Origin of the sequence: Actinomadura sp. 21ATH (genome assembly GCF_041951345.1) — a bacterium.
Taxonomy (GTDB): Bacteria; Actinomycetota; Actinomycetes; order Streptosporangiales; family Streptosporangiaceae; genus Spirillospora.
Genome location: NZ_JBGNUR010000002.1, coordinates 159227 through 183328, shown reverse-complemented (window position 1 = coordinate 183328; position 24102 = coordinate 159227). Strand labels below are relative to the sequence as shown.

General features: G+C 75.2%; 14 protein-coding genes. 2 read left to right on the top strand and 12 right to left on the bottom strand.

What is annotated here, in order from left to right; translation table 11 throughout:
* Window positions 1-46: 46 nt before the first annotated feature.
* Window positions 47-973 (top strand): NAD(P)/FAD-dependent oxidoreductase, encoded by a 927-nt coding sequence (locus ACA361_RS07465; RefSeq protein WP_375011073.1) that lies wholly within the window; start codon window positions 47-49, stop codon window positions 971-973.
* Between the two features lie 56 nt (window positions 974-1029).
* On the opposite strand, the gene ACA361_RS07460 is transcribed toward ACA361_RS07465, so the two are convergent.
* The 12 genes from ACA361_RS07460 to ACA361_RS07405 all read right to left on the bottom strand — a co-directional run bounded on the left by ACA361_RS07460 (window position 1030) and on the right by ACA361_RS07405 (window position 23251).
* Entirely contained in the window at window positions 1030-3516 is a 2487-nt protein-coding gene (locus ACA361_RS07460; protein WP_375011072.1) for a methyltransferase, read from the bottom strand.
* Window positions 3503-5830 carry an ATP-binding cassette domain-containing protein gene (locus ACA361_RS07455; protein ID WP_375011071.1) on the bottom strand — a complete coding sequence of 776 codons (2328 nt, stop codon included), beginning with the start codon at window positions 5828-5830 and terminating at the stop codon, window positions 3503-3505. Before ACA361_RS07455 ends, ACA361_RS07460 begins: the two co-directional genes overlap by 14 nt.
* Window positions 5827-6774, bottom strand: a complete 948-nt coding sequence (locus tag ACA361_RS07450; protein ID WP_375011982.1) for an ABC transporter permease — start codon at window positions 6772-6774, stop codon at window positions 5827-5829. Before ACA361_RS07450 ends, ACA361_RS07455 begins: the two co-directional genes overlap by 4 nt.
* 68 nt (window positions 6775-6842) lie before the next feature.
* Window positions 6843-8360, bottom strand: a complete 1518-nt coding sequence (locus ACA361_RS07445) for an ABC transporter substrate-binding protein (protein ID WP_375011070.1) — start codon at window positions 8358-8360, stop codon at window positions 6843-6845.
* Window positions 8361-8406: 46 nt separating this feature from the next.
* Window positions 8407-14985 carry an SDR family NAD(P)-dependent oxidoreductase gene (locus ACA361_RS07440; RefSeq protein WP_375011069.1) on the bottom strand — a complete coding sequence of 2193 codons (6579 nt, stop codon included), beginning with the start codon at window positions 14983-14985 and terminating at the stop codon, window positions 8407-8409.
* Window positions 14982-18911 (bottom strand): amino acid adenylation domain-containing protein, encoded by a 3930-nt coding sequence (locus ACA361_RS07435; RefSeq protein WP_375011068.1) that lies wholly within the window; start codon window positions 18909-18911, stop codon window positions 14982-14984. Before ACA361_RS07435 ends, ACA361_RS07440 begins: the two co-directional genes overlap by 4 nt.
* A 276-nt stretch (window positions 18912-19187) precedes the next feature.
* Window positions 19188-19631: a nuclear transport factor 2 family protein gene (locus ACA361_RS07430; protein ID WP_375011067.1), complete on the bottom strand. Its 444-nt coding sequence runs from the start codon at window positions 19629-19631 to the stop codon at window positions 19188-19190.
* A gap of 198 nt (window positions 19632-19829) precedes the next feature.
* Window positions 19830-20663 carry an NAD(P)H-binding protein gene (locus ACA361_RS07425; RefSeq protein ID WP_375011066.1) on the bottom strand — a complete coding sequence of 278 codons (834 nt, stop codon included), beginning with the start codon at window positions 20661-20663 and terminating at the stop codon, window positions 19830-19832.
* Window positions 20664-20854: 191 nt separating this feature from the next.
* Window positions 20855-21064, bottom strand: a complete 210-nt coding sequence (locus ACA361_RS07420; RefSeq protein ID WP_375011065.1) for a DUF4287 domain-containing protein — start codon at window positions 21062-21064, stop codon at window positions 20855-20857.
* A gap of 30 nt (window positions 21065-21094) precedes the next feature.
* Window positions 21095-21928, bottom strand: a complete 834-nt coding sequence (locus ACA361_RS07415) for an alpha/beta fold hydrolase (protein ID WP_375011064.1) — start codon at window positions 21926-21928, stop codon at window positions 21095-21097.
* A 48-nt stretch (window positions 21929-21976) separates the two neighbouring features.
* A complete protein-coding gene (locus ACA361_RS07410; protein ID WP_375011063.1) occupies window positions 21977-22654 on the bottom strand; it encodes a DUF998 domain-containing protein in 678 nt (225 codons plus the stop codon).
* Between the two features lie 42 nt (window positions 22655-22696).
* Window positions 22697-23251, bottom strand: coding sequence for a dihydrofolate reductase family protein (locus ACA361_RS07405; RefSeq protein ID WP_375011062.1), 555 nt, complete (start codon window positions 23249-23251; stop codon window positions 22697-22699).
* 112 nt (window positions 23252-23363) lie between these two features.
* On the opposite strand from ACA361_RS07405, the gene ACA361_RS07400 reads away from it, so the two are divergent.
* Window positions 23364-24011, top strand: coding sequence for a winged helix-turn-helix transcriptional regulator (locus ACA361_RS07400; protein WP_375011061.1), 648 nt, complete (start codon window positions 23364-23366; stop codon window positions 24009-24011).
* Window positions 24012-24102 lie beyond the last annotated feature (91 nt).

The window sequence follows — 24102 nt, the reverse complement described above, 5'->3', positions numbered from 1 at the left end:
GATCCCTTCTTTGGACACGACCCGGCACGACCGACTGGAGACGCAGATGCATGACGTGATCGTGATCGGCGGCGGGCCCGCCGGACTCAGCGCCGCCCTGGTGTTCGGGCGCCAGCGCCGCAAGGTGCTGGTCGTCGACGGCGGGAAGGTCCGCAACGCGCCCGCCTCGGAGATGCACATGTACCTGAGCCGGGACGGCTTCCCGCCGCACCGGCTGCTGGAACTCGGCAGGGAGGAGCTGGCCGCGTACCCCTCGGTGGAGATCCGCCCCGGAAGCGTCCTGGACGCGCGCGGAACCAAGGGCGACTTCACCGTCGAACTCGCCGACGGGACCACGGAACGGGCCCGGCGGCTGGTGCTGGCCACCGGGCAGGTCGACGAGCCGTACGACATCCCCGGCCTGCCGGAGCGGTTCGGCCGCAGCGTCTTCCACTGCCCGTTCTGCCACGGCTGGGAGACCGGCGGGAAGACCCTGGCCGTCGTCACCTCCGTGCCGCAGGAGGCGATGCTCGCCCTCTACGTCGCCGACCGCTTCAGCGACGACGTCGTCCTGTGCACGCACGGCCCGCTCGACCTCCCCGAGGAGATCGCCGGACGGCTCGCCGAGCGCGGCATCGAGGTGATCTCCGAGCCGATCACCGAGATCGCCGGGGAGCTGGACGGCCTGCGGCTGCACTTCGCCGGCGGACGGGTGCTGGAACGCCAGGCGATCTACCACCGGGCCCCGACCCGGCAGCACTCCGAGCTGGCGGCGCGGCTCGGCTGCGAGATCCTCGACGACGGCACCGTCCGCGTCAACGAGCTGCAGGAGACGACCGTGCCGGGCGTCGCCGCTGCGGGGGACACCGCCAAGCTCCCGGCCGTGCCGGACGCCGCGACGCTGGTCTCGCTGGGCGCGGCCGACGGCGTGCGCGCGGCGCTGTGGATGGACGGCGACCTGTTCCGCTCCGGCCTGGAGGATTCCGGAGCCTGAGGCCATGGGCCGGTGGCCGGGTCCGCGCACCCGGCCACCGGCGTCTCCGGCGTCCCTCACCGGAGCTCGCGGCGGGCAGCGAACAGGCGCAGCCCCGCACCGGCCAAAAGGTGATCCTCGGCGGGGAGCCGGAACCAGGGGCGCAGCCCGCTTCGCGCCAGCAGCCCCTCCCATTCGGCGGCGGTGAGGAAGACGCGGTCCCCGGCGGCTCGGGGGTCGGCGGGATCGAGCCGCCCGGCCCCCGGCGCGGCCGACATGAGGAACTGCATCGACGCCAGGATCGCCGGCATCTCCCGCACGGTCTCGACGAACACGAACAGCCCGCCCGGCCTGAGGAGCCGTCCCAGGCCGGCGAGCATTTCCGCGGCATGGCGGGCGTTGTGCAGCACGTTCGCCGACAGCACCACGTCCAGCGATCCGGCGTCCACGCCCTGCCGCGCGGGATCGCCGTTGATGTCGAACATCGCGAACCGCACCCCGGACTTGTCGCCGAACCGCTCGCGCCCCAGCGACAGGAAGTAGCGCGAGACGTCGGTGAACAGGTAGTCGATCTCCGCGCCGGCCAGTGCGGCCAGCGCCCCGGTCGTGGTGCCGCCGACGCCCGCGCCCAGCTCCAGCACCCGCAGCGGGCCGCCGTCGCGCCCCCGTTCGCCGGCCGTCCACCGCAGCACCTCGCCCACCGCGGCGTTGAGGTGGCGGTTCACGCCGTTCTCGCGGTACGCGCCGTCGGCGGCCGTGGCGCCGTCCCCGCCGAACAGCAACTGCTGCACCTGTACCTCGTCGCGGAGGAGTTCGGGGAGGCGGGCCATCGCCGAGAGCATGAACGCCGTCGTCTCCGCCGGGTAGCCGGCCCGCTCGCCCTCGTCCGCCAGCCCGCGGGCGGCGGTGGCGACCCGCGCCCGGGTCACGTGCCGCAGCCGGCCGTACCGTTCGCCGCCGAGCGGTGCGAGGTGCCCTGCCCGGACCAGGGCGGCGAGCCATCGGCGCAGGAGCCAGCGATGCCGCGCGGCGACGCGGAGATCGGCGGCGATCTCCGCCGCCGTGAATCCTCCGGGCCCGTCCTGCCGCGCCGAGGCCGCCGGGCGCAGCGCGGCGCACATCGCCATGAGCGCGACCTCGTCGAGCCGCCGCAGGAAGGCCGTCAACCCGACCGCGTCCGTCCCCGCCGCGGCGGCGGCTCCGGCCGCGCGCGCCGGCAGGCCCGTCTCCGCGGGCTCCGGCCGGTCGACGATCACGGTCGCCCTGGTACCGGCCCTGCGAAGGATCGCTCCTGCGGCCTCGGTGAGGCGGCGGTCGACGAAGGCGGCGAACGGCTCGTGCGCGGTGGCCGGGTGCGGCGCGACCTCCTCGACGGGGACGGCGGCCGAAGCGGCGGGGGACACCACCGCGAGGCGCGCCGGGTCGTGCGGATCGGCGACGATCGCGGCGTCCGTGGCGATGATGTCCCGGAGCCGGGCGGCGGTGACCGCGCCGGGATCGTCCGACAGGGGCGCGAACGGGATGCCGTGCACGCGCACCGGGCCGCGCTTGAGCAGGCCGGGCAAGGCGCCGATGCGGTCCGCGGCGAGGCCGTCCCAGCTCACCTGCTCGGGCTCGGGCGCGGCGGGGGCGTCCACGCGGAGGATCGCGTCGAACCGGTAGCGGGTGAGCTCGGTGTCGGCGCGCATGGTCTTGGGATGGACGCTCATCCGCACCCGCCGCCCGGTCTCCGCGCCGGCGCGTGCGGCCAGGCCGGCCAGGAGCGGCGGATCGAACAGGAACTCGGCCTCGCGCCCGGCGCGTTCGGCCGCCCGGAGGTCCAGTTCCTCCGGGGCCGCCTCCGGCGCCGACCGCTCCTCGATCCAGCGGCAGAACGCGGGGAGCAGCCGGGAGTCACGCACGTCACCGATCAGGATCGTCCCGCCCGGGGCGACGGTCGCGAGCGCGTCGCGCAGGACGGTCTCCAGGTACGCGGCGTTCGGGAAGCACTGGGTCACCGAGTTGAGCACGACGAAGTCGGGCCGCGCGCCGGGGAACCGGAGACGCTCCATGGCCGCGCGGACCTGCGGTGCCGCGAGCTGGTGCGCGGCCGCCCGTACGAAGGCGGTGTGCGGGCTAGCGCCGGTGCCCAACCGGTCCACCGCGGCCTCGGCGACATCGGTGCCCACGTACCCGGCCACGTGGCCGCGCAGCCGGTGCATGAGCAGGCCGGTGCCGCAGCCCGGCTCCAGGACGTGGCGCGGGGCATGAGCGAGGATCAGCTCGGCGGTGTGCCCGGCCCATTCGCGCATGTGGTCCGGCGGGAACGGCTCGCCGCCGCCGGAGGCGCGCCAGCCGGACAGGTCCAGGTCGTCGGCGTGGCGGGCCTCGCCCTTGGTGTACGTCCAGTCGTAGACCTCGCTCCAGTGGTCGAGGAACTCCCCGACCAGCCCGCCGGGCGCGGGCCGTACGGCGAGCGCGGACGGGGCCGGGCGGATCCGTACCGTCCGGCCGTCGCCGTCGAGCCGGGCGCCTTCGATCCAGGGGTGCGCGTCGAGCAGGGCGGGGACGTCAGGCACGGTCATTGCTCTCCAATCGGGACGGGATGCGTTCGTGCGGGTCGCTGCCGTGCAGGGTGCCGTCATGCAGGCGCAGGACGCGGTCCGCGCTCGCGGCCACGGTCGCGTCGTGCGTCACCAGCAGCACCGCCAGGCCCTCGGCCCGCAGCGCGGCCAGCAACCGCAGGACGCCGGCGGCGGACGCGGCGTCCAGCGCGGAGGTGATCTCGTCGGCGAGCAGCAGCGCGGGCCGGGTGGCGAGCGCGCGGGCGATCGCGATCCGCTGGCGCTGGCCGCCGGACAGCTCGCCGGGCCGCCGGGCGGCCAGGGCCGGATCGAGGCCCACCCTGCGGAGCAGCCCGGGGACCTCCGCGCGGGCCTGCTCCCGAGTCGTTCCGCCCGCGCGGACCAGCGCGCGGGCGAGGGCCGTGCCCGCGCGGTGCGCTGGATTCAGCGCTCCGGCCGGGTCCTGCGCGACGAGCTGGACCGCGCCCAGAGCGCCGCGGTCCCGGTCGGCCAGCCGCCAGGGCAGGGGACGGCCGTTCAGGCATGCCCGGCCGCCGGCCGGCGGGCCCAGGCCCGCGAGCGCGCGCAGCAGCGTGGTCTTGCCGCAGCCGGAGGCACCCGTGACCGCGACCAGCTCGCCGCGCGCCACGTCGAGTTCCCCGCCGGCCAGCAGGAGGTCGGGCCCACGGCGCAGGACGAGCCCGCTCGCCTCCAGCACCGGATCGCCGGACCGCCCCGTGTGATCGGCGGCGTGGAAGGGCGCGACGGCCGGCGCTCCCAGGTCGTGCACCCGGTCGGCGACGCGGTCGACGAAGGCGCGGTCGTGGGAGATGACGAGGGTGACCGAGCCGCCGCCGGCGCGGCGCCGCGCGAGCGCCTCCTCGACGCGGTCGAGAGCCGCCGGGTCCAGCCCGCTGGTGGGCTCGTCAAGGACGAGCAGCGCCGGTTCGCCCAGGAGCGCGCGGGCGAGCGCCACCCGCTGGGCCTGGCCGCCGGAGAGCCGGTGCGCGCGCCTGTTCCAGAGCCGTTCGGCGTCCAGCCCGAGCGAGGCCAGCAGCGTCCGGGCGCTCGCCTCGGGGAGCCGCCGCCCGTCGAGGACGGCCGCTCCCACCGTCTGCAGCGGATCCAGCGTGCCCGCCGGGTCCTGCTCGACGACGGCCACGTGCCTACGCCGCCAGCGCCGCCCGGCGCGGCCGCGAGGGACCGGCTCGCTCTGCCAGAGCAGGTCGCCGCCGGCCTGCCGGAGTCCCGCGGGCAGCAGGCCGAGCACGGCGCGGACGAGCGTCGTCTTGCCCCCGCCGGACGGCCCGACGAGCGCGACCACCTCGCCTGGCCGGGCGTGCAGCGTCAGCGGACCGACGATCGGCGTGCCGGAGGCGTCCCGGACGGCCAGCCCGTTCACCGACAGCCCGCCGGTCGCGTGCGCGGGGCCGGGTTCGGGTCCCTGCCCGCTTCCGGACGGTGCCGGGAGGCGTCCCGCGCGGTCGCCGGTCGCGGGCCTGGTCACGGTGCGGGCCAGCAGCGCGGCGGTCACGGCGAGCAGGGCCAGCGCGGTGGCCGGTGCGGCCAGGGCCGCCGGATTGAGGACGGTGCCGGGGAGGTTCTGCCGCAGCATCACGCCCCAGTCGGGGGCCTGCGGCTCGGCGCCGAAGCCGAGCGCGGCGAACGCGGTGGAGATCTGGAGCGCCATGACGAACCGCATGACCAGATCGGCGGTCGCGGCCCCGGCGATCGACGGCAGGACCTCCCGGACCAGGATCGAGGGGACCCGTTCGCCGCGTCCCAGGGCGGCCTCGACGTAGCCGGAGCCGCGAACGTTCCGGACCAGGTCGCCGATCACCCGCAGGCCGAGCGGCGCGCCGCCGCAGACGGTCGCGGCGAGCACCGCCGCGCCCGGCGGCAGCGCGACGGCCAGCACCAGCGCCAGCAGCAGGAACGGCACGGCCAGCAGCAGGTCGGCCGCGCCGGTCAGGATCCGGCCGACTCGTCCGCTCGACCAGCCGGCGGCCAGGCCGCCCGCCGTTCCGACCACGGCGGCGGCCAGTGCCGCCGCGAGCGCCGACAGCGTGAGGTCCCGGCCGCCGGCCAGCAGCCGGGACAGCACGTCGCGCCCGGCGTCGTCGGTCCCCAGCGGCGCCCCGGGGGCGGGCGGGCTCCATGGCGCGCCGATCGACGCGGCGGGATCGTGCGGCGCGAGCGCGCCCCCGAACAACGCGGCGCCCAGCACCACGGTCCCCAGCACCACGGTCCCCAGCACCACGGGACCGAACGGCGCGAACCGCGACAGCACGAGGACCGTCCGCGCCGCCGCCGGCCGAGCGGGCGGCACCCTCATCGGGCCTCCCCGGCACCGGTGACGGCGGCCAGCGCGTCGGCGAGCAGGAGGCCGCCGACCACCGTCACCGCCGCAAGCATCGCCACCGCCTGGACGACGGGCACGTCCCGGGTGCCGATCGAGCCGGCCAGCAGCTCACCGAGCCCGCCGTACCCGAAGATCGTCTCCACGACGGCGGTGGAGGCCAGCAGCCCGCCCGCCACCAGCGCCAGGACCCGGGCGGCGGGCGCGACCAGATGCGGCAGGACGTGCCGTACGGCCACGCGGGGGCGGGGCACGCCGCGCGCCACGGCGGCGGTCACGTGGGGGCGGCGCAGCGTGTCCGCCACGCCTCCGCCGAGGAGCACCGCGCCGTACGCGGCGGCCGGGACGGCGAGCGCGAGCGCGGGCAGGACCAGGATCTCCGGCGCGGCCAGGGGCGACCCGGCCGCGGGCAGCAGCGAGACCGGCGGCAGCCAGCGCAGCAGGCCGGCGAAGAGGACGGCGAGCACCGCCGCGAACACGACCTGCGGTACCGCCGCCAGCCCGGTGATCAGCCCGCCGCTCAGGGCGGCGGTGCGGGAGTCCCGGTGCGCCGCCGTTCCGGCGAGCCAGGCGAGCGCGAGCAGGAGCGGCACCGTCATGGCCAGCGCGCAGCCCCCCAGCGCGAGGGTGGCGGGCAGGCGCTCGGCGAGGATGTCGCTCACCGGCCGTTCCGTGACCAGGGAACGGCCGGCGTCGCCGCGCAGCAGCCCGCCCGCCCAGCTCGCGTAGCGCTCCCAGGCGGGCCTGTCCAGGCCGAGCTCGGCGCGCAGCGCCGCCTCCTGGGCCGCGGAGGCCCTCCCGCCGGAGCGCGCCTGCGCCGCGTCCGACGGGAGGAGTTCGGTGGCCCCGAACACCGCGACCGAGACCAGGAAGAGGACCGCCACTGGCCGCAGCACGAGCCTCACCATGTGCCTCAACACGGGCCGCAGCGCGGGCCGCAGTGTGCGAGCCGGTACGGGACGGCGCGGCGGCCGGGCCACCGGTGCGCTCACGAGGTCAGCCGGGTCCGCTCGATGAACTGGCTCTCGAAGCCGGGGCCGGTCGGCAGGTCCGCGACACGGGAGGAGGTGAGGTCGAGCCCGTCGCCGGTGGCCCAGACGACGTAGCCGCCCTCGTCGCGGATCTGTTTCTGGAGGTCGCCGAGCGCGGCCTTGCGGCGGCCGGCGTCGGCGGTGGCGAGGGCCTCGGCGTACGCCTCGTCCCAGGCGGGGCGCTTCCACGCCGTCTCGTTGGTGGGCGCCGAGCTGAGCAGCGACACGCGGGCCACGTCCAGGAACGGGATGCCGCCGAAATAGCCGGTGTAGAAGTCGCGCTTGGCGAACACCTTGGTCCAGTAGGTGTCGGGCGGCTCGTTGACGACCTTGACCTTGATGCCCGCTGGTTCGAGCTGCTTGGCGAACAGCGTGGCGGCGGTGTCCATCCCGGGGTAGGAGGTGGTCGTGGCCAGTGTGAGGTTCAGGCCGCCGCCGTGCCCGGCCTGCCGGAGCAGCTCCCTGGCCCTGGCGATGTCGCGGGTGCGCGGCGGGATGCCGGTGGGGCTGGTGGGGTCGTTCGGGGTGAGCAGGTCGTCGCCGACCTTGCCGTAGCCGAGGAAGACCTTGTCCAGCAGCTCCTGCCGGTCGGTGGCGAGCTTGATCGCCTCGCGTACGCGGGGGTCGTCGAACGGCTCGCGGTCCAGCCGCATCACGAACGGGTACATCACGACGCCCGAGCGGTGCACCACCTTCACGGCTTTGTTGCCCTGCGCCTGCCTGGCGGTGGCCGGGTTGACGCTGGAGGCGACGTCGGCCTGCCCGGACAGGACGGCCTGCGCGCGGGCCTGCGGGTCGATCACGGCGCGGATCTCGACGCGCTCGGTGGGCGGGCGGCCGCCCCACCACCTGTCCTTGCGCTCCAGCACGGTGTTCTGGAGGTTGCCGCCGGCCATCGCGTACGGGCCGGACCCGGCGGGCGGCCTGTCGAAGCTCGTGGTGCCCTCCGGCACGACGAACGTGATCGACTCCAGGGCCCGGGGGACCTCCGCGTACGGAGCGGTGGTCCTCAGCTCCAGCGTGTGATCGTCGACCGCCTTGGAGGCGGCGACGTCGAACATCGTGAAGCGGCCGAAGTTCTCGGCGGACTTGGCGTGGATGCGGCGCAGCGAGAACAGCACGTCGGCGGCGCGGACCGGGCGGCCGTCGCTGAACGCGGCGTCCGAGCGCAGCTTGACCGTCCAGGTGGTCAGCCTCTCGTCGGGAGTGATGGAGGTGGCCAGCCGCGGCTCGGTGGTGCCGTCCGCGCGGGGCTTGGCCAGCACGTCGTACATCAGCGCGAAGCGGACCAGGTCGGACTGGTTGGGGATGCCGCCGTGCGGATCGTTGGTCGCGGCCGCGGCGGCGCCGACGGTGACGTAGCGCAGCGTCTTCCCGGCGGACGGGGTGGTGGCGTCGCCGCTTCCGCAGGCGGACAGGGCGGACACGGCGAGGCCCAGCGCGAACACGCCGGCTCCGGCGCGAAGGCGTTTCATGGTCGTGGGATCCGTTCTTGTCGTTGGACCGGGGGAGGGGCCGGGCTCAGGAGCGGGGCAGAGCGCGGTCGATCAGGGCGGCCAGTCCCGGCAGTGCGGGCGGGCGCAGCAGGCCGTAGTGGTCGGTGTCGAGGCCGTGGACGTCGAGCGGCCCGGCCAGATGGCGGCTCCAGCCGAGGTCGGGCAGGCCGGGCGGGGTGTCGTCCACGCCCATGCCGATGCCGGAGTTGCGGGCGGCGGGGCGGTCGGCACGGACGAGCAGCGTCCGGACGCGGGGGTCGCCGATCCGGCCGGGCGCGTGCGCGGCCAGGCCGCGAAGGTGCCGGGCGAACACGGCGATCCGGTCCCGGACGTCCTCGCGGCGGCCCAGCAGCCGGTGCCCGCGCAGGCGCCGGGCGATCTCGGCGTACCGGGCGTCCGGATCCAGCGCGCGCAGCCTCGCCCGGTCCGCCTCGGTCCCGGCGCCGAGGTCGGCGCCGCCGAACGCCTCGTACGCGCCCAGCAGCCGTACGGCCGCCTCGGCCTCGGCGGCGTCCGGCGTGGGCGCGTCGATGGGGGTGATGTAGGTCGGGTCGTTGGCGTCGAACATCAGCAGCAGCTCGACCCGCTGCCCGTCCTCGGCCAGCAGCCGCGCCGCCTCCTGCCCGAGACTGCCGCCCATCGACCAGCCGCCCAGCACGTACGGCCCGCCGGAACGCCGCCGGATGGCGGCGATGTAGGCGCGGGCCAGGCCGGTGAGGTCGCCGGGCGCGGCGTCGCCGAGCAGGCCGGGATCGGTGACCGCGACGACGGAGTACCGCTCGTCGACCAGCCCGGACAGGTCGACGTAGCACATGACGTCGCCGCCGGACGGGTGCAGCAGGTAGAGCGTGCGGTCGCCGGTCCCGTCCCGCAGTGGTACGAGGACGCCGTCGTTCACGGAGACGGCGCCGGTGGCGGCCGTGGCGCTCGGGGCCCCGCCGGGCGGCTCGTCCCAGGCGGCGGGATCGGTGGCCAGGGCCCGCACCCGGTCGGCGTAGGCGGCGAACGCCCGGTCGACCTGGCCGGCGGGCAGCAGCCCGTCGACGGCGTCCCATTGCAGCAGCAGCTCGCCGCGCTGGACGAGCGCCTGGTGGTCGAGCCAGACCTGCGGTGTCTGGCTCAGCGCGTGCACCTGCTCCCCGACCCATTGCAGGTCGGGCTCGCCCCCTACCAGGTCCTCCAGGCCGAGTGCGCTGGTGAAGACGACCGGGATCGAGGCGACCTCGCCGGTACGGGCGGCGCGTTCGGACAGCAGGTCCAGCGCGGAGTACTCCCGGTGGTCCAGGTCGGCGAAGAGGCGCTCGTGGACGGCCCGTACCCGGCCGGCGAACGTGGCCGGCTCGCGGTGGTCCACCTCGTGGACCAGCAGCGAGGTGAAGTCGCCGACGACCGCGTCCACGTCGGGATGGATCGGCGGCCGGTCGAACAGCGTGAGCGTCAGCGCGAAGTGGGAGCCGCCGGACCAGCCGGCGAGGGCCTCGGCGTACGCGGCCAGCAGCACGGCGGTCGGCGTCGTGCCCCGCCGGGCGGCCTCGGCGCGCAGCCCGTCCCACTCCTCGGGGACGAGCCGGGCGGTACGGCGCGCGAACACCGGGGGGCCGTCCAGGGAGCCGACCGGAAGGGGCGGCGGGCCGGGGATCGTGTCCAGCCGGTCCCGCCAGTACCCGGCGGCCCGGCGCCATGCCTCACCGCCTCGCCGCGCCTCCATCGTCCGGGCGCAGGCGGCGAAGTCGACCCCGATCCCGGGAAGCGCCGCGTCCGGGTCCTCGTAGAGGCGCCGGACCTCGCGGTCGATGATCCAGTAGCTTCCGGCGTCGCAGACCAGCACGTCCACGCCGATGAACAGCCGTGTCCTGCCGCCGGGCAGCCGCGCCGCCTCCACGTGCACCAGCGGCCAGCGGTCGGACGGGCCGGGGTCGCGGGAGAGCCGGGAGCGCAGCCGGGCCAGCCGCGCCTCCCGCCCGGCCTCGTCCAGGCGGGTCAGGTCGTGCACGCGGATCCGGTACGGGGGAACGTGGTCGAGCGTCTTCAGCCGTCCCCGTGGAGTGGTGACGGTGCGGAGCATCGGATGGCGCTCGATCACCGTGCGCCAGGCGTGCTCGTACCTGGCGACGTCCAGGTCCGGGCAGTCGTACTCCAGGTAGAAGTGGCAGGCGACGTCGCCGAGCGCGTAGCCGCCGCCGCGCCCCACCCAGTAGGCGTGCTGGACGCGGGTCATCGGGAACGTGCCGCCGTCCTCGTCCCTGTCCCCGTCCTCCTCGGATACGGTCTCGCCGCCGGTCCTGTGAGGGCGGGCGGTCGCCTCGGTGTCCGGTGCCGCCGCTCCGTTCCCCGCGAGCAGCTCGGTGATGCCGCCGAGCGTGGGCCGGGCGAGCAGGTCCCGCAGTCTCAGCTCGACGCCGAACGCCCGGCGCAGCGTGGTCAGCATCCGGGTGGCCAGCAGCGAGTGGCCGCCGAGGGCGAAGAAGTCGGCCTCGGGAGAGGCCACGGGGACGCCGAGCAGGTCGGACCACACCTCGGCCACCGCGCGCTGGCCGGCGGTCAGTCCCGCGGCTTCGCCGGCGTCACCTGGGGCGGCCGGTTCGGTGTACGCGGCGGTCGCGGCGCGTTCGCGCAGGTCGGTGGTCGAGACCGCCACCACCGGAGGCGCGCCGGGTCCGCCGGACGCCAGGATGCGGTCGAGGGCGGCCATGCCGGTCGCGGCGCCGAGGGCGAACGTCAGCCGCACCTGGCGCTCGCCGCCCATCGGCCCGACCTTCCAGGCGTCCCAGACGGCGCTGACCCAGCGCGGGCCGCCGTCCCGTTCCGCCGGCAGGGACTCGGCGAGCGCGTCCAGGTAGCGGTTGGCGGCGCAGTACGGGCCCATGCCGATGCCGCCGAGCAGCGTGCCCGCCGAGGACATCAGCACCACCGTCTCCGGGCGCCGTTCCGGCGGCAGCGCGCCGAGTGCCGCGTGCAGGGCGATGGCGCCCTCGACCTTGGCGGCGACGTGCCCGGTGACGTGCTCGGCGGTGACGTTCCGCAGCGGCCGCAGTTCGGCGGAGGCGACGACCCCCGCGGCGTGCACGACCAGATCGATCGGGGCGCGTCCGGCCAGTTCGGTGACCAGGGCCGCGGTCGCCGCCGTGTCGGCCGCGTCCACCTGCCGCACCTCGATGTCCAGGCCCTCTTCGGCCAGCAGCCGCAGCCAGCCGGCCCTGTCCCCGTCCGCCGGCGGGCCGTTCCGCGAGGTGATCACTACGCGCATGCCCTGGCGGGCCAGATGCGCGGCGGTGGTGAGGCCGACGTCGCCGAGCCCGCCCGTGATGAGGGCGACGCCGCCGCGCCGGACCGGGGTCTCGTCCGGGACTCCGGGCCTCCAGGGCCGGAGCCCGCGCACCCACCGGACGCCGCTGCGCACGGCCGCCTCGATCCCGGGTTCCCGTCTGGCGGCCAGATCGCCCAGTTCGTTCAGCACGGCGACCGTGTCGCCGGAGCGCTCGTCCAGGTCGAGGGCGCGCCACCGCAGGCCGGGGTGCTCCTGGGCGAGGACGCGCGGCAGCGCCAGCGCGGCCGCCGTCCCCGGCTCCGGCCGGTCGGCGCCTTCGACGCGCTGCGCCGCCCGGGTGATCAGCAGCAGGAGGCCGGGAGTGCTTTCCGCGTCGGCGAAGGCCCGGGCCAGGCCGGCGTGCCGCAGCACGTCCCCGGTCACGCCTCCGGCGTCCCCGGCGAGCACGACCGCGCCGGTCCAGTCGCCGAGAGCACGGTCGGGTGCCTCCTCCGTCCCGGTCAGGACGGTGGTGTCCGCACCGGCCTTCGCGAGCGCGGCGGCGAGCCGTTCCGTCGCGGCACCGGCCGGACCGGCGACGAGCCAGCGGCCGTCGAGCGTGCCGCGCGAGGGGAGCGGGGCGGTCTGGTGCCACACCGGGATCTGGAGCGGTTCGGTCTCGTCGGGCGTCTCTCCGGCCGCCGGCCCGGCCGAGCGGCGCGGCGGGTCGATCCAGAAGCGGCGCCGCTGGAAGGCGTATCCGGGCGCCGCGACCCTGTGCCGGCCCGGCCGGTGCATCGCCGCGAAGTCGACCTCCACACCGCGGGCCCAGAGTCGCCCGGCCGCGGCGTGCGCGGCCGCGAGATCGTCGCCACCGGCCTCCACGGCCAGCGCGGGAACGGCGGCGAGCAGCGACTCCATCCGGTGGGCAAGAGCGAGCGTGGCCAGAGCCGCGCCCGGCCCCACCTGGAGCAGTACCGCGGGCCCCGCCGCGCCCTCGCCCTCGATCGCAGTGCGGACGGCGTCGGAGAAGCGCACCGGCTGCCGCAGCTGGCGCACCCAGTGGCCGGCCGTGCCGAGTTCGGTGCTCACCGCCTGCCCGGTCACCGAGCTGATCGTCCGGACGGCGGGGGAGCGACCGGCCAGTCCGGCCGCGGCGGCCCGCATCGCGGGCAGCGCGCCGTCGATCAGGCGCGAGTGGGCGGCGCCGTCGAAACGGAGCCGGGACGGCTCCAGCCCGGCCGCGCGGAGTTCGGCCTCCAGCACCGCCACCGGGGCGCGCGGCCCGGACACCACGCACGCGTCCGGCGCGTTGACCACGGCGAGATCGACGTCGGGATGCCGATCCAGCAGGTCCCGCGCCGCGTCCTCGGGCAGCGGTACGGCCAGCATCGCGCCGTCCCCGGCGGCCTCGGCCATCGCGGTCGAGCGGGCGGCGATGAGCCGGGCGGCGTCCTCGGGGCGCAGCGCGCCGCCGGCGACCGCCGCGGTGTACTCGCCGAGGCTGTGCCCAAGCACCGTGTCCGGGACGATGCCCCACGACTCCAGCAGCCTCGCGGTCGCCAGTGACACCGCGTACAGGGCGGGCAGCCCGTGTACGGGCCCGTGAGCGCGTTCGGCGTCCCCGGCCCGCACGATCTCGCGGATGTCGTGCCCGAGGAGGTCGCCGAACAGTCCGGCGCACTCGTCCACGCAGGCGGCGAAGACCGGTTCGGCGTCGTACAGCGCGGCGCCCATGCCGGGCCTGGCGCTGCCGCCGCCCGGGAAGGCGAACACCACGCGCGGCGCCTCCGTCACCGGGCCGGCCGGCGCCGCCGTGGCGAGCTCGCCGTACGAGACCGCCGACAGCCGGTACGGCAGGTGCGCGCGCCCGGCCTGCAGCGTGTGCGCCAGGTCGGCGCGGTCGGATTCGCCTGCCCGGGCGGCGAGCCCGGCGGCGGCTTCGCGGAGCGCGGCGGGATCGTGCGCCGACAGGACGATCGGATGCGGGCGCGGGTCCGGGGGAGCGGGTGCGCGCTCGGGCGCCGGGCCGACGATCGCGTGCGCGTTGGTGCCGCCGATCCCGAACGAGCTGATCCCGGCCAGCGGCGGGCCGTCCCACGGCCGCGTCTCGGTCACCACCTCGAACGGCGACCCGGTGAGCCCGAGCAGCTCGTTGACCGGCCGCGCGTGCAGCGAGGCGGGCAGCGTCCGCTCGCGCACCGCCAGCACGGTCTTGATGAACGAGGCGATCCCGGCGGCGGCGTTGGCGTGCCCGATGTTGGACTTGACCGAGCCCAGCCCGCACCAGGCCGGGCCGGTCTCGCCGAACACCTTGCGCAGCGCCGCGACCTCGATCGGATCGCCGATCCTGGTGGCGGTGCCGTGCGCCTCCACGTACCCGATCCGCCGCGGCCCGATCCCGGCGACGGCCTGCGCCTCGGCCAGCACCCGCGCCTGGCCCCGCACGGACGGCGCGGTGAACCCGGCCTTGGCCGCGCCGTCGTTGTTCACCGCCGTTCCGTGCACGACGGCGAGCACGGGATCGCCGTCCTCCAGCGCCTCCCGGAGGCGGCGCAGCACGACGACGCCGACGCCCTGGCTGTAGACGATGCCGGTGCCCTCGGCCGAGAACGCGCGGACGCGCCCGTCGGCGGAGTAGATGCCGTCCGGGGTGGACAGATAGCCGCGCCCCTGCGGGACGATCAGCGACACCCCGCCCGCCAGCGCCGTGTCGCACTCGCCCGACAGCAGCGACTGGACGGCCATGTGCACGGCCACCAGCGAGGTGGAGCAGGTGGTGTTGACCGCCACCGCCGGGCCCGTGAGGTTCAGCCGGTAGGCGGTCTGCAAGGGCAGGTAGTCCGTCTGCGTCGCGATCGCCGCCTGGAGGCTGCCCGCCGGATCGGCGCCGCCGCCGGTCGGGTCCCACCGGTCCCACAGGTTGGAGGCCAGGTAGGAGCTCTGCGCCGCACCCGCGAACACGCCGACCGCGCCCGCTCCCCGGCCGCCGCCGTGACCGGCCTGCTCCAGCGCGTGCCAGGCGCACTCGAGGAAGAGGCGGTGCTGCGGGTCGAGCAGCGCGGCCTCGGCGCCGGTGAACCCGAACGGCCCGGGATCGAACAGGTCCTGCCCGTCGATCAGCCCGGCGACCGGGACGTAGGCCGGATCGCGGCGCAGCGCCCGGGGCACGCCGCGTTCGGCGAGATCGTCGTCGGTGAGACGGGTGAGACCCTCGCGCCCCTCGGTGAGCAGCCGCCAGAACGCGTCGGCGTCCGGGGCGCCCGGGAAGCGGCAGGACAGGCCGGTGACGGCGACGACCGTGTCCCGGTCCGGTGACAGGTCATGAGCCGGCGTCGTGTCCGGAGTGAAGGTCATCGGGCGACCTCCGCGGCCCGCCGGCGCGCGTGGCGCCGGCCGTCCGCGCGCCGCGCCGCGGAATCGGAGGGCGGTGCGGGCTCGGCGGACGCGGGTCCGCCTCCTCTCCGCCCGGCGATCCACGCCGCCAGCTCCCGGACCGTCGGCCTGGTGAACAGGTCCACCACCGACAGTTCGGGGTCGAGCCGTTCGACGAGCCGGGCATGCGCTCGTACGAGGGTCAGCGACGTCGCGCCCAGGCGGAGGAACGGTGTGTCGACCGCTACGGGGGCACCGTCGAGCAGCTCGCCGAGGGTCCGCGCGATGATCCGTTCGATCTCCGGATCCGGTGCTGCCGGAGGCTCCGGCTCGGAGGCCGGCACGCGAGGGGACACCGGCTCCCGTTCGGGCTCCGGCACGGTCGCGACCACCGGCGGCGGAACCGGCGCGGAGCCGGGGACGACGTTCAGCTCGATCAGCCCGTCCATCGGCAACCGCTGCTGAAGGGAGAGCCCGCGCCGCTCGGCGGTGCCGGCCAGACGTGCGGCCCACTCACCCGCGGCCGCCAGCGCCCGCACCGGGGCCAGGGCACCGCCGGAGACGCGCACCGCCACGTCCAGGCCCAGCTCGGCGGCCTGGCCCAGCAGCACGGCCAGATCGTCGCCCGCGGGAGCGGGCGCCGGCACGGCGGTGACCGCCTCAGGGGCGGTGGCCCGCGCGGAGGCGGCGGGCGGCGGGTCCGGCGGCGCCTCCTCGGCCGGACGGCGGTAGGGATCGGGCAGCGCCCTGTAATCGATCTTCCCGTTGTCGGTGACCGGGAACTCCTCCAGCCAGAGGACGCGGCTGGGCACCATGTAGTCCGGCACCCGCTCGCGCAGATGGACGATGAGCTCCTCGTCCGACGGCCGCTTCCCGCCTCCGGCCGCCACGAGGTAGGCGACCAGCCGCGGCCGGTCGTCGGGGCCGCGGACCGACAGCGCCACCGACTGGCGGACACCGGGCGCGCGGTTGAGCGCCGACTCGACCTCGCCCAGCTCGATGCGGTGCCCGCGGATCTTCACCTGGCGGTCCAGCCGCCCCAGGAACTCGATGTTCCCGTCGGTCCGCCACCGTCCCAGGTCACCGGTCTTGTAGAGGCGCCGCCGCAGGACCGGGTGGGTGACGAACCGCTCGCGCGTCTGCTCCTCGTCCCCGATGTACCCGCGGGCCAGGCCGTCGCCGCCGATGTGCAGCTCGCCCACCTCGCCGACCGCGCACGGCCCGCCCCGCTCGTCCAGGATGTGGAACGACTGCCCGCGGAGCGCGCGGCCGTACGGGATGCTCGCCCACTCCGGGCGGACCTCGCCGATCGGGTAGCAGATCGACCAGATCGAGCCCTCGGTGGCGCCGCCGAGGCTCACCAGCGTCGCGTCCGGCGCCAGCGCCCGGATCCGGTCCGGCAGCGTCACCGGGATCCAGTCGGCCGACAGGAACACCAGCCGCAGCGGTGCCAGCACCGCGCGGGCCCGTTCCGGCTCGATCTCGGCGTACTCGACCAGCATCTCCATCAGCGCGGGCGCGGTGTTCCAGACCGTGACGCGGTGCCGTTCCATCAGATCGAGCCAGTGCCCCGGATCGCGCTGCCGCCCCGGATCGGGCAGCACCAGGCCGGCGCCGGTGCCCATGACGCCGAAGACGTCGTGCACCGACAGATCGAAGCTGAACGCCGACAGCCCCAGCACCCGGTCGTCCGGGCCGACCGGGAAGCGGTCGATCAGATCGTCGATGGTCGTGCGGGCCGCCCGGTGCTCGATGGCCACCCCCTTGGGGCGGCCGGTCGATCCGGAGGTGAAGATGACGTACGCCAGCTCGTCGGGAGCCGGAACGCGCGGCTCCGCCTCGCCGCCGCCGAGCGAGCCGGACGCCGGCAGCCGGTGCACGTCCACGCCCGGCGGCCAGATGACGTCCGAGGACTCGGGGACCACGGCCCGGCGCACCCCGGCCTGCTCGCACACCGACGCGATCCGCGCCGCGGGCCAGGACGGCTCGACCGGAACGTAACCGGCGCCGCTCGCGCCGACCCCGAGCAGTGCCGTGACCTGCTCGATCCCCTTCTCGAACGCCACCGCGACCAGGTCGCCCGGCCCGGCGCCCGTTCCGGCCAGCTCCCGGCCGATCCGGGCCACCCGCTCGGCCAGTTCGGCGTGCGTCACCTCCCGCGCACCGTCCAGGAGGGCCGGGTTCCCCGGATGCTTCTCCGCGGCCCGGCGGAGCGGATCGTCCAGCAGCGGCCCGGCGTCACCGAACGGGCGGCGTTCCAGGGGCTCGTCCGGTAGGAAGGCCGGGTCCCAGCCGAGCCCCGGATCGGTCCACGCGCCGGGATCGTCGGCCAGGCGCCGCAGCAGCCGCAGGTGCGCGTCGCGCATCCCGGCCACGTGGCCCTCGGCGAACGCGCCGTCCGCCGCGTCCCACGCGATCCGCAGCCGCCCGCCCTCGTCGTGGACGATGTGGTCCAGCGCCACCTGCGGGGTCTGGGAGATGCCGAAGACCTCCTCGCCCAGCCACCCGGCCGGTGGACGGTCCTGGTCGGACAGGCCGAGCCCGCTGGTGAAGACGACCGGATGGGACGGCGTCAGGTCCGTGGCACCGGTCTCGCGCAGGACCTCGACTCCCGACACGGTCCGGTGGTCCATGTCGGTCCAGAAGCGCCGGTTCACCCTTTCGGCGAACTCGCCGAACCCCTCGGCGGGCTGCGGGCGCGGCACCTCGACCAGGATCGTCGAGGTGAAGTCGCCGACCAGATGCTCCAGCTCCGGATCGTCGGGCCGGTCGAACAGCGTGGTGTTCAGGCTGAACGGCGCCGCCGCGCCCCACCGGTCCAGCACGAGGCCGAACGCGGCCAGCAGCACGCCGGTCGGACTCAGGCCGTTCCCGGCCGCACGCTCCCGCAGCGCCCGCCACTGCTCGGCGGAGAGCTCGGCGGCCTCCCGGGAGAACCGGTGGCCGCGCAGCTCCGCCAGGTCGGTGGCCCACGGCAGGCGAGGGCCCGGCGGCAGGCCGGAGGCCCGTCGAGCCCAGTACTCCCGGTCCCGCTCGCGCCGCACTCGCTCCTCAGGATCGGCGGCGCGGCGCCGCATCACCTCGGCGAACGTCAGGGAGGCCCGGGGAAGCGCCGCCGACGGATCGACCACCAGCTCGCCCCACTCGGCCAGGATCTGCATCCAGCCGGCCAGGTCCAGGGCCAGCACGTCGATGCCCAGGAAGATCCTCGTCCGCCCGTCCGGCAGGAAGGCCGCGCGCACGTCGAACAGCGGCCAGCGTGCGGGATCGCGCACCTGGTGCGAGCACTCGTGACGCATCCGCTCCAGCACGGCGTCCGCGTCCACCGCGCCGCGCAGATCGGTCACGGCGATCTCGTAGCCGCCGACCTCGGGCAGCACGTGCTGCCGCCCCTCCGCGTCCACGATCATCCGGAGCATCGGATGGTGCGCCACCAGCCGGTTCCAGGCGGCTCCGAGCCGAGCGAGATCGTGCTCCGGGCCGGCCGGACCCGGCCACCGGTCGTACTCGCGGTAGTAGAACGTGGCCACTCCGCCCAGCGGGAACGCCGGATTCCGGCCGATCCAGTACGCGCTCTGCAACGGCGTCAGAGGAAAGGCCGCCTGCGGCCCTTCCTCCTCCGTCTCCCCGGCCGTGACCGGTGCCGGTGTTCCGGCCTCGTCCTCCTCGCCGCCGGACCGGGCCGCGACGCTGCGCACGGTGGCGGGCCCGAGGAACGTTGGTAGCGGCAGGTCGATGCCCAGGTCGCGCAGCCGCCGCCGCAGCCGTACGGCGGTGAACGACTCCAGGCCGAGCACGGTCAGCGCGGTATCGGGGTCGACGGCGGCGGGATCGAGCCCGAGGACTTCGGCGACCATCTCGCCTACCTCGTCGACCATCGCGGGCGAGGACGGCAGCACGTCACGCATGGGTCTCCCAAGAGCCGGACGAGTACGGACTTACGTGATAATGATTATCACAACCGTTTTCGAGAGAACAGTCCGTCTTGCCGCGATCGTGCGTGTGGAGGTCGGCTCTTGCGCGAGGAGGGCGCCCGCCGTGGTCCGCGCGAGGCCAGCGGGGCTGCCCGGCTTTGGGACGCGCGCGGTCGCGCACACTGAGCCTGAGGCCCGCAGCGTGGACGGGCTGAGGCCGGTTGTGCGCGACCGCGCGGCTTCTCGGTGGTTCGGTGGATGTGTTGCGTCTCAGGTGCGGGCGGCGGCGAGTGCGGGGAGGTTCTGGTTGCCGTCGGCCCAGGTGGCGGTCATGACGACGCCGGTGATCCGCCATCCTCCGGTGGTGTGGACCAGGTCGAAGCGGTAGGTGCCGCCGAGCGTCCACAGCGGGGAGCCGTGCGGGTTGGCCAGGCGGTGGGTGGCCTGGAACGCGGCGGTGCAGACGGCGCGGTCGCCGTCGATGTCGACGAGGTGGTTGGTGACCAGGTGCTGGGTGGCGTCGAAGCCGCCGAGCGTGGCCGACCACGCCTCGATGATCTGGCGCGGGGTCAGCACGGCCGGCTCGCCGCCGTTGAGGCTGGTGTAGTCGAGCGTGACCTCGTCGGCGAACACGGTCTCGAGCCGGTCCCACTCGCGCTGGTCGGCGTGCCAGGCCATGCGCGTGCAGGTCTCGATGATCTCCAGGGTGGACATGGGGTCCTCTCGTTGCTTCGGGGTGCAGGTGAACGGGGCGAGCGCGCGGTGGTACGTGCGGGGGACGGTCAGAGGGTGGCGGCGAAGGCGACCTGGGGTTCCCGGTCTAGAAGTCGGACTGGGCCCCGTCCGTCCACACGAGGTTCTCGGGACGGACCAGCCGCCGCAGACGCGGAGCCGGGGAGTCCAAGGACGCGGTCACCGGCGGAAGTCGGCGGCGTGCGCGTTCGCCCAGTCCGCGAACGTGCGGGGTGCGCGTCCGGTGACCTCCAGCACGGTCGGGCGGACGATCGACTCGTCGAGGGAGCCGTTGACGTAGAAGTCGAAGAACGCGTCGACGTACTCCACCGGCATGGCCGCGGCCATCTCGGCGCGGGCCTCCTCGTCCGACAGGCCCACGGCGCGCAGGTCGCGCCCGAGCACCCCGGCGAGGACGGCGACCTGGTCGGCGGGCAGCAGCGCCTCCGGCCCGGTCGGCCAGAGGATCTCGCCCCGGTACCCGCCGTCGAGCAGTGCCCGCGCCGCGACCTCGCCCAGATCGAACGGGTCCACGAACGCCACCGGCACGTTCGGGAACGTGACCCGGACCCGGTCGCCCGCCTGGATCTGCGGCAGCCACCGCAGCGCGTTGGACATGAAGCCGCTGGGCCGCAGGAACGTCCACGGCACTCCGGACTCCCGGACGGCCGCCTCGGACAGCACCATGTACCGCGTGACCGCGTTGGTCATGTCGCCGCTCGCGGCCGAGCCTCCCGACAGCAGCACGACGTGTTCGACGCCGGCCCGGCGGACCTCGGCCAGCAAGCCGGGCATGTCGGCGTACCCGGGCAGCAGGAACGCGGCGCGCACGCCCTCCAGCGCGCCCGTCAGCGTGTCCGGCCGATCGAGGTCTCCGGACACCGCCTCGACCCGCTCGGGCAGCCGGGCCTTCTCGGGGTCGCGTACCAGTGCCCGGACCGGCGCGCCGGCGGCGGCCAGTGCGCGCACGACCTCCGAACCCACGTTCCCGGTGGCGCCCGCAACAAAGATCATTTCGATTCCTTCCCGGTCCCCGTCCCGGCGGCCGGCACGAGGTCCCTTGCGGCGGCGTTCCGATGCGAAGCGCCGCTCGCCTCGATCATTACCGTGCCCAGGACCTCCGCTCCGCCCTTTTAGGCGGCCGGAGGCTCCGCGGGTCCCGTGGGCTTCCGATGTGTCGGGGGCCCACGGGAGGGACCGGTGGGCTATTTCCTGGCGGCGAGGGTGTGGGCGACCAGGGCGTTGGCGTGGCCGTGCCCGAGGCCGTGCTCGGTCTTGAGCCAGCCGACGAGTTCCATGTGCCTGGTCAGGGGCGAGGAGTCGATCAGGTCGATCCAGTCCTGGACGGGGCGGCCGTACCTGGCCTCGATCGCGGGGAAGTAGCTGGCGGGGTCGCCCTTGGCCGGTGCGGTCATGGTCTGGGCTCCGTTCTCGTGGTGGCGGGTTCAGGAGAGGGCGGTGTGGACGATGTCGGCGCAGGCTGCGGCGTCGGTCGCGAGACCCTGGTGGTCACCGGGGAACGTGACCGGCGCGACGCCGAGCCGCTCGGCCAGCACCCGGGCCGACTGGGCGGGGACTCCGTCGCCCGAGAACGCCCCGGCACCGACGGTGATCGGCATGGAACGCGAGCGCAGCGTGGCGATGTCGGGGGAGTAGCGCAGCACGGGCAGCAGCACGTGGGACAGGAAGTGATCGAGGTTGCCCTGGATGCGGCCCATCATCTCCAGCGCCTCGGGCGGCATGTGGGAGGGGTCGGGCATCGCCGGGGGCGCGCTGTCCTCCCCGTCGACCGTGGTGATGAACCTTCCCATCGCCGCGCCCGCCCCGTGGGCGCGGTAGGTGTCGTACACGTCCTGGAAGGCGGCGCGCCAGTGCTCGCGGTCGGGCAGCAGTTCGGGCAGCGGCGGCTCGTGGACGACCAGCGCGCGCACCTGCTCGGGATGGCGGGCCGCCAGGTCCAGGGCGGTGAGCGCGCCGCCGCTGTTGCCCAGCACGTGGGCCGGCTCGTCGTCCAGGGCGGCCAGCAGCCGGTGGGCGTCGTCGGCGAAGACCGCGACGCCGGTGTCGGCGGGCGGTCCGGTCAGGACGCTGCGGGACAGGCCGCGCTGGTCATAGGTGACGACGGTGTAGCGGTCGGCCAGGCACGCCGCCAGGGCGGTCAGCGCCCCGGCGTCGGCGGGCGCGCCGGGGATCATCAGCAGCAGCGGGCCCGTCCCGCGTACCTCGTAGTGCAGGGACGCGCCGGGAACCTGAAGCGTTCTGATCTCAGTGGTGTGCATCGGTGTTTCCGTTCTGGTGATGTGGGGTGGCGGTGGAAGGATCGGCGGTCACTGTCCGGCCGGCGGTGCGGTGGCGAGCCGCGCGGTGGTCGCGGTGAGCCACACCAGGCCCAGCGCCGCGCCCGCGAAGAAGATCAGCACGCTGGCGGCGGAGCCGGCGAAACCGGCCAGGACGGCCACCGGAACGATCCGGGAGGCGGCGGCCCAGCCGCGCCGGCCCTGGACCGAGAAGCGCCGGGCCAGCACCAGGAACGCCGCGCACAGCGCCAGGTAGCCGACCATGCCGCCGAGCATGTGGACGGCGCCGCTGGTGCTGAGCGAGGCGGCCGGGCCCTCGGCGGCGCCGGGCGGGAAGCCGGCGCCGGGATCGGCCGGGAACACCGCGCTGACCAGGAACGAGACCCCGAACACGGCGATGAGCCTGGGCGCCCAGGTGCCGCCGGGCCCGCCGTCCAGCGCGCGCCGCACACCGGCCGCGCCGGCGATGATCAGCACTCCGGTGAGCACGAAGCTGGTCTCCTGGATCCAGCCCAGGTCACCGAGGCTGAGCTGGCTGATGGCGTTGCGGGTGAAGTCGTAGCCGTCACGCAGCAGCCCCTGGGTGACGCCCACTGCGAGGAACAGCGGGCCCGCGGCCATCGCGCAGCCCAGCAGCGGCCGGGCCGCCGGACGGGCGGTGCGCGCGGGACTGACGGCCGCGGCCGGGGGACGGATCGTGTGGGTCATGGAAAGCTCCTTGATCGGTGGATTGCGCTCGCGGGAACGGGATCAGGCCGGCCGGTAGGTCAGATCGAGCACGCCGGTGGCGAAGGCGGCCGACCGGACCAGCTTCAGCGGCACGGGTGCGGTGCCGTCGGGGAACAGGCGCCGGCCCGTCCCCACCACCAGCGGGTGGACCAGCAGCCGCAGCTCGTCCAGCAGGCCGGCCGCCAGCAGGGTGCGGACCAGGCTGATGCTCCCCGCGATCGTGATCGTGCCGCCGGGCCGCTCCTTGAGCTCCTTGACCGCCGCGACCAGCTCGCCCTCGATGAGGGTGGAGTCGCTCCAGCCGAGCCGGGTCAGCGTCGTGGAGGCCACGACCTTGCCGATGCCGTTGATCGCGTCGGCCAGCTCACCGGTCCGCCGCGGCCACACCGCGGCGAACGCCTCGTAGGTCGCCCGTCCCAGCAGCAGCGTGTCGGCCTCGGCGTACATCGAGCCGACCGCCGCGCCCATCTCCTCGCTCAGGTACGGGAAGTGCCACCGCTCCGGGGCCTCCACCACACCGTCCAGCGAGACGAACAGCCCCGCCACGATCTTCCGCCCTGTCAGGCCGTCGGACATGCGATCACTCCTCACCCAGCACCCGCGAGCCCGGCCGGATGGCCGAACGAGAAGTGAGCTTGTCTTTTGCAAGCATGCTTTGTCAAGTGAAGTTCGCTGTAGGATGTGCTCCATGACGGCACGCGAGTACGGACAGTTCTGCGGCCTGGCCCGCGCGTTGGAGATGATCGGCGAACGCTGGACACTGCTGATCGTCCGCAACCTGCTATCGGGGCCCCAGCGCTACACCGACCTGCGCAAGGGCCTGCCCAGCATCCCGACCAACATCCTGTCGGCCCGCCTCAAGCAGCTCGAGGAAGCGGGCCTGGCCACCCGCCGCGCGCTGCCCCACCCCGAACGCGCGACCGTCTACGAGCTCACCGACTACGGCCGCGACCTGGAACCGGCACTGATCGCACTCGGCCGCTGGGGCGCCCGCACGATGACCGAGCCCCGCCCCGGCGAGACCATCACCGCCGAGTCGGTCGCCATGGCCTTCCGTACCACCTACCGCCCCGAGGCGGCCCGGGACACCACCGCCGGGTACGAGGTCCGCATGGGCGAGTTCACCCTCCGGATCCAGATCACCGCCGGAGTACTGACGGTCGGCATCGGTCCGCACCCGGCCCCGGACCTGGTCATCGAGAGGCGGAACGAGCAGGGACTCCACGCGCTGATGACCGGCGCCAAGACTCCTGAGCAAGCACTCGCCGACGGCAGCGTGCGGGTGGAGGGCGAGCCCGAGCTGCTTCCCCGGTTCGTCCAGGCGTTCCGTTTCTGACCGGCCACCCGGCGAGCGGCCCAAGGAGCGGATGGCGCCGACGATCTCACGGCGGGGAAGGGCCCGGGTCGCCCTCCGCGGGCGCCGTTGG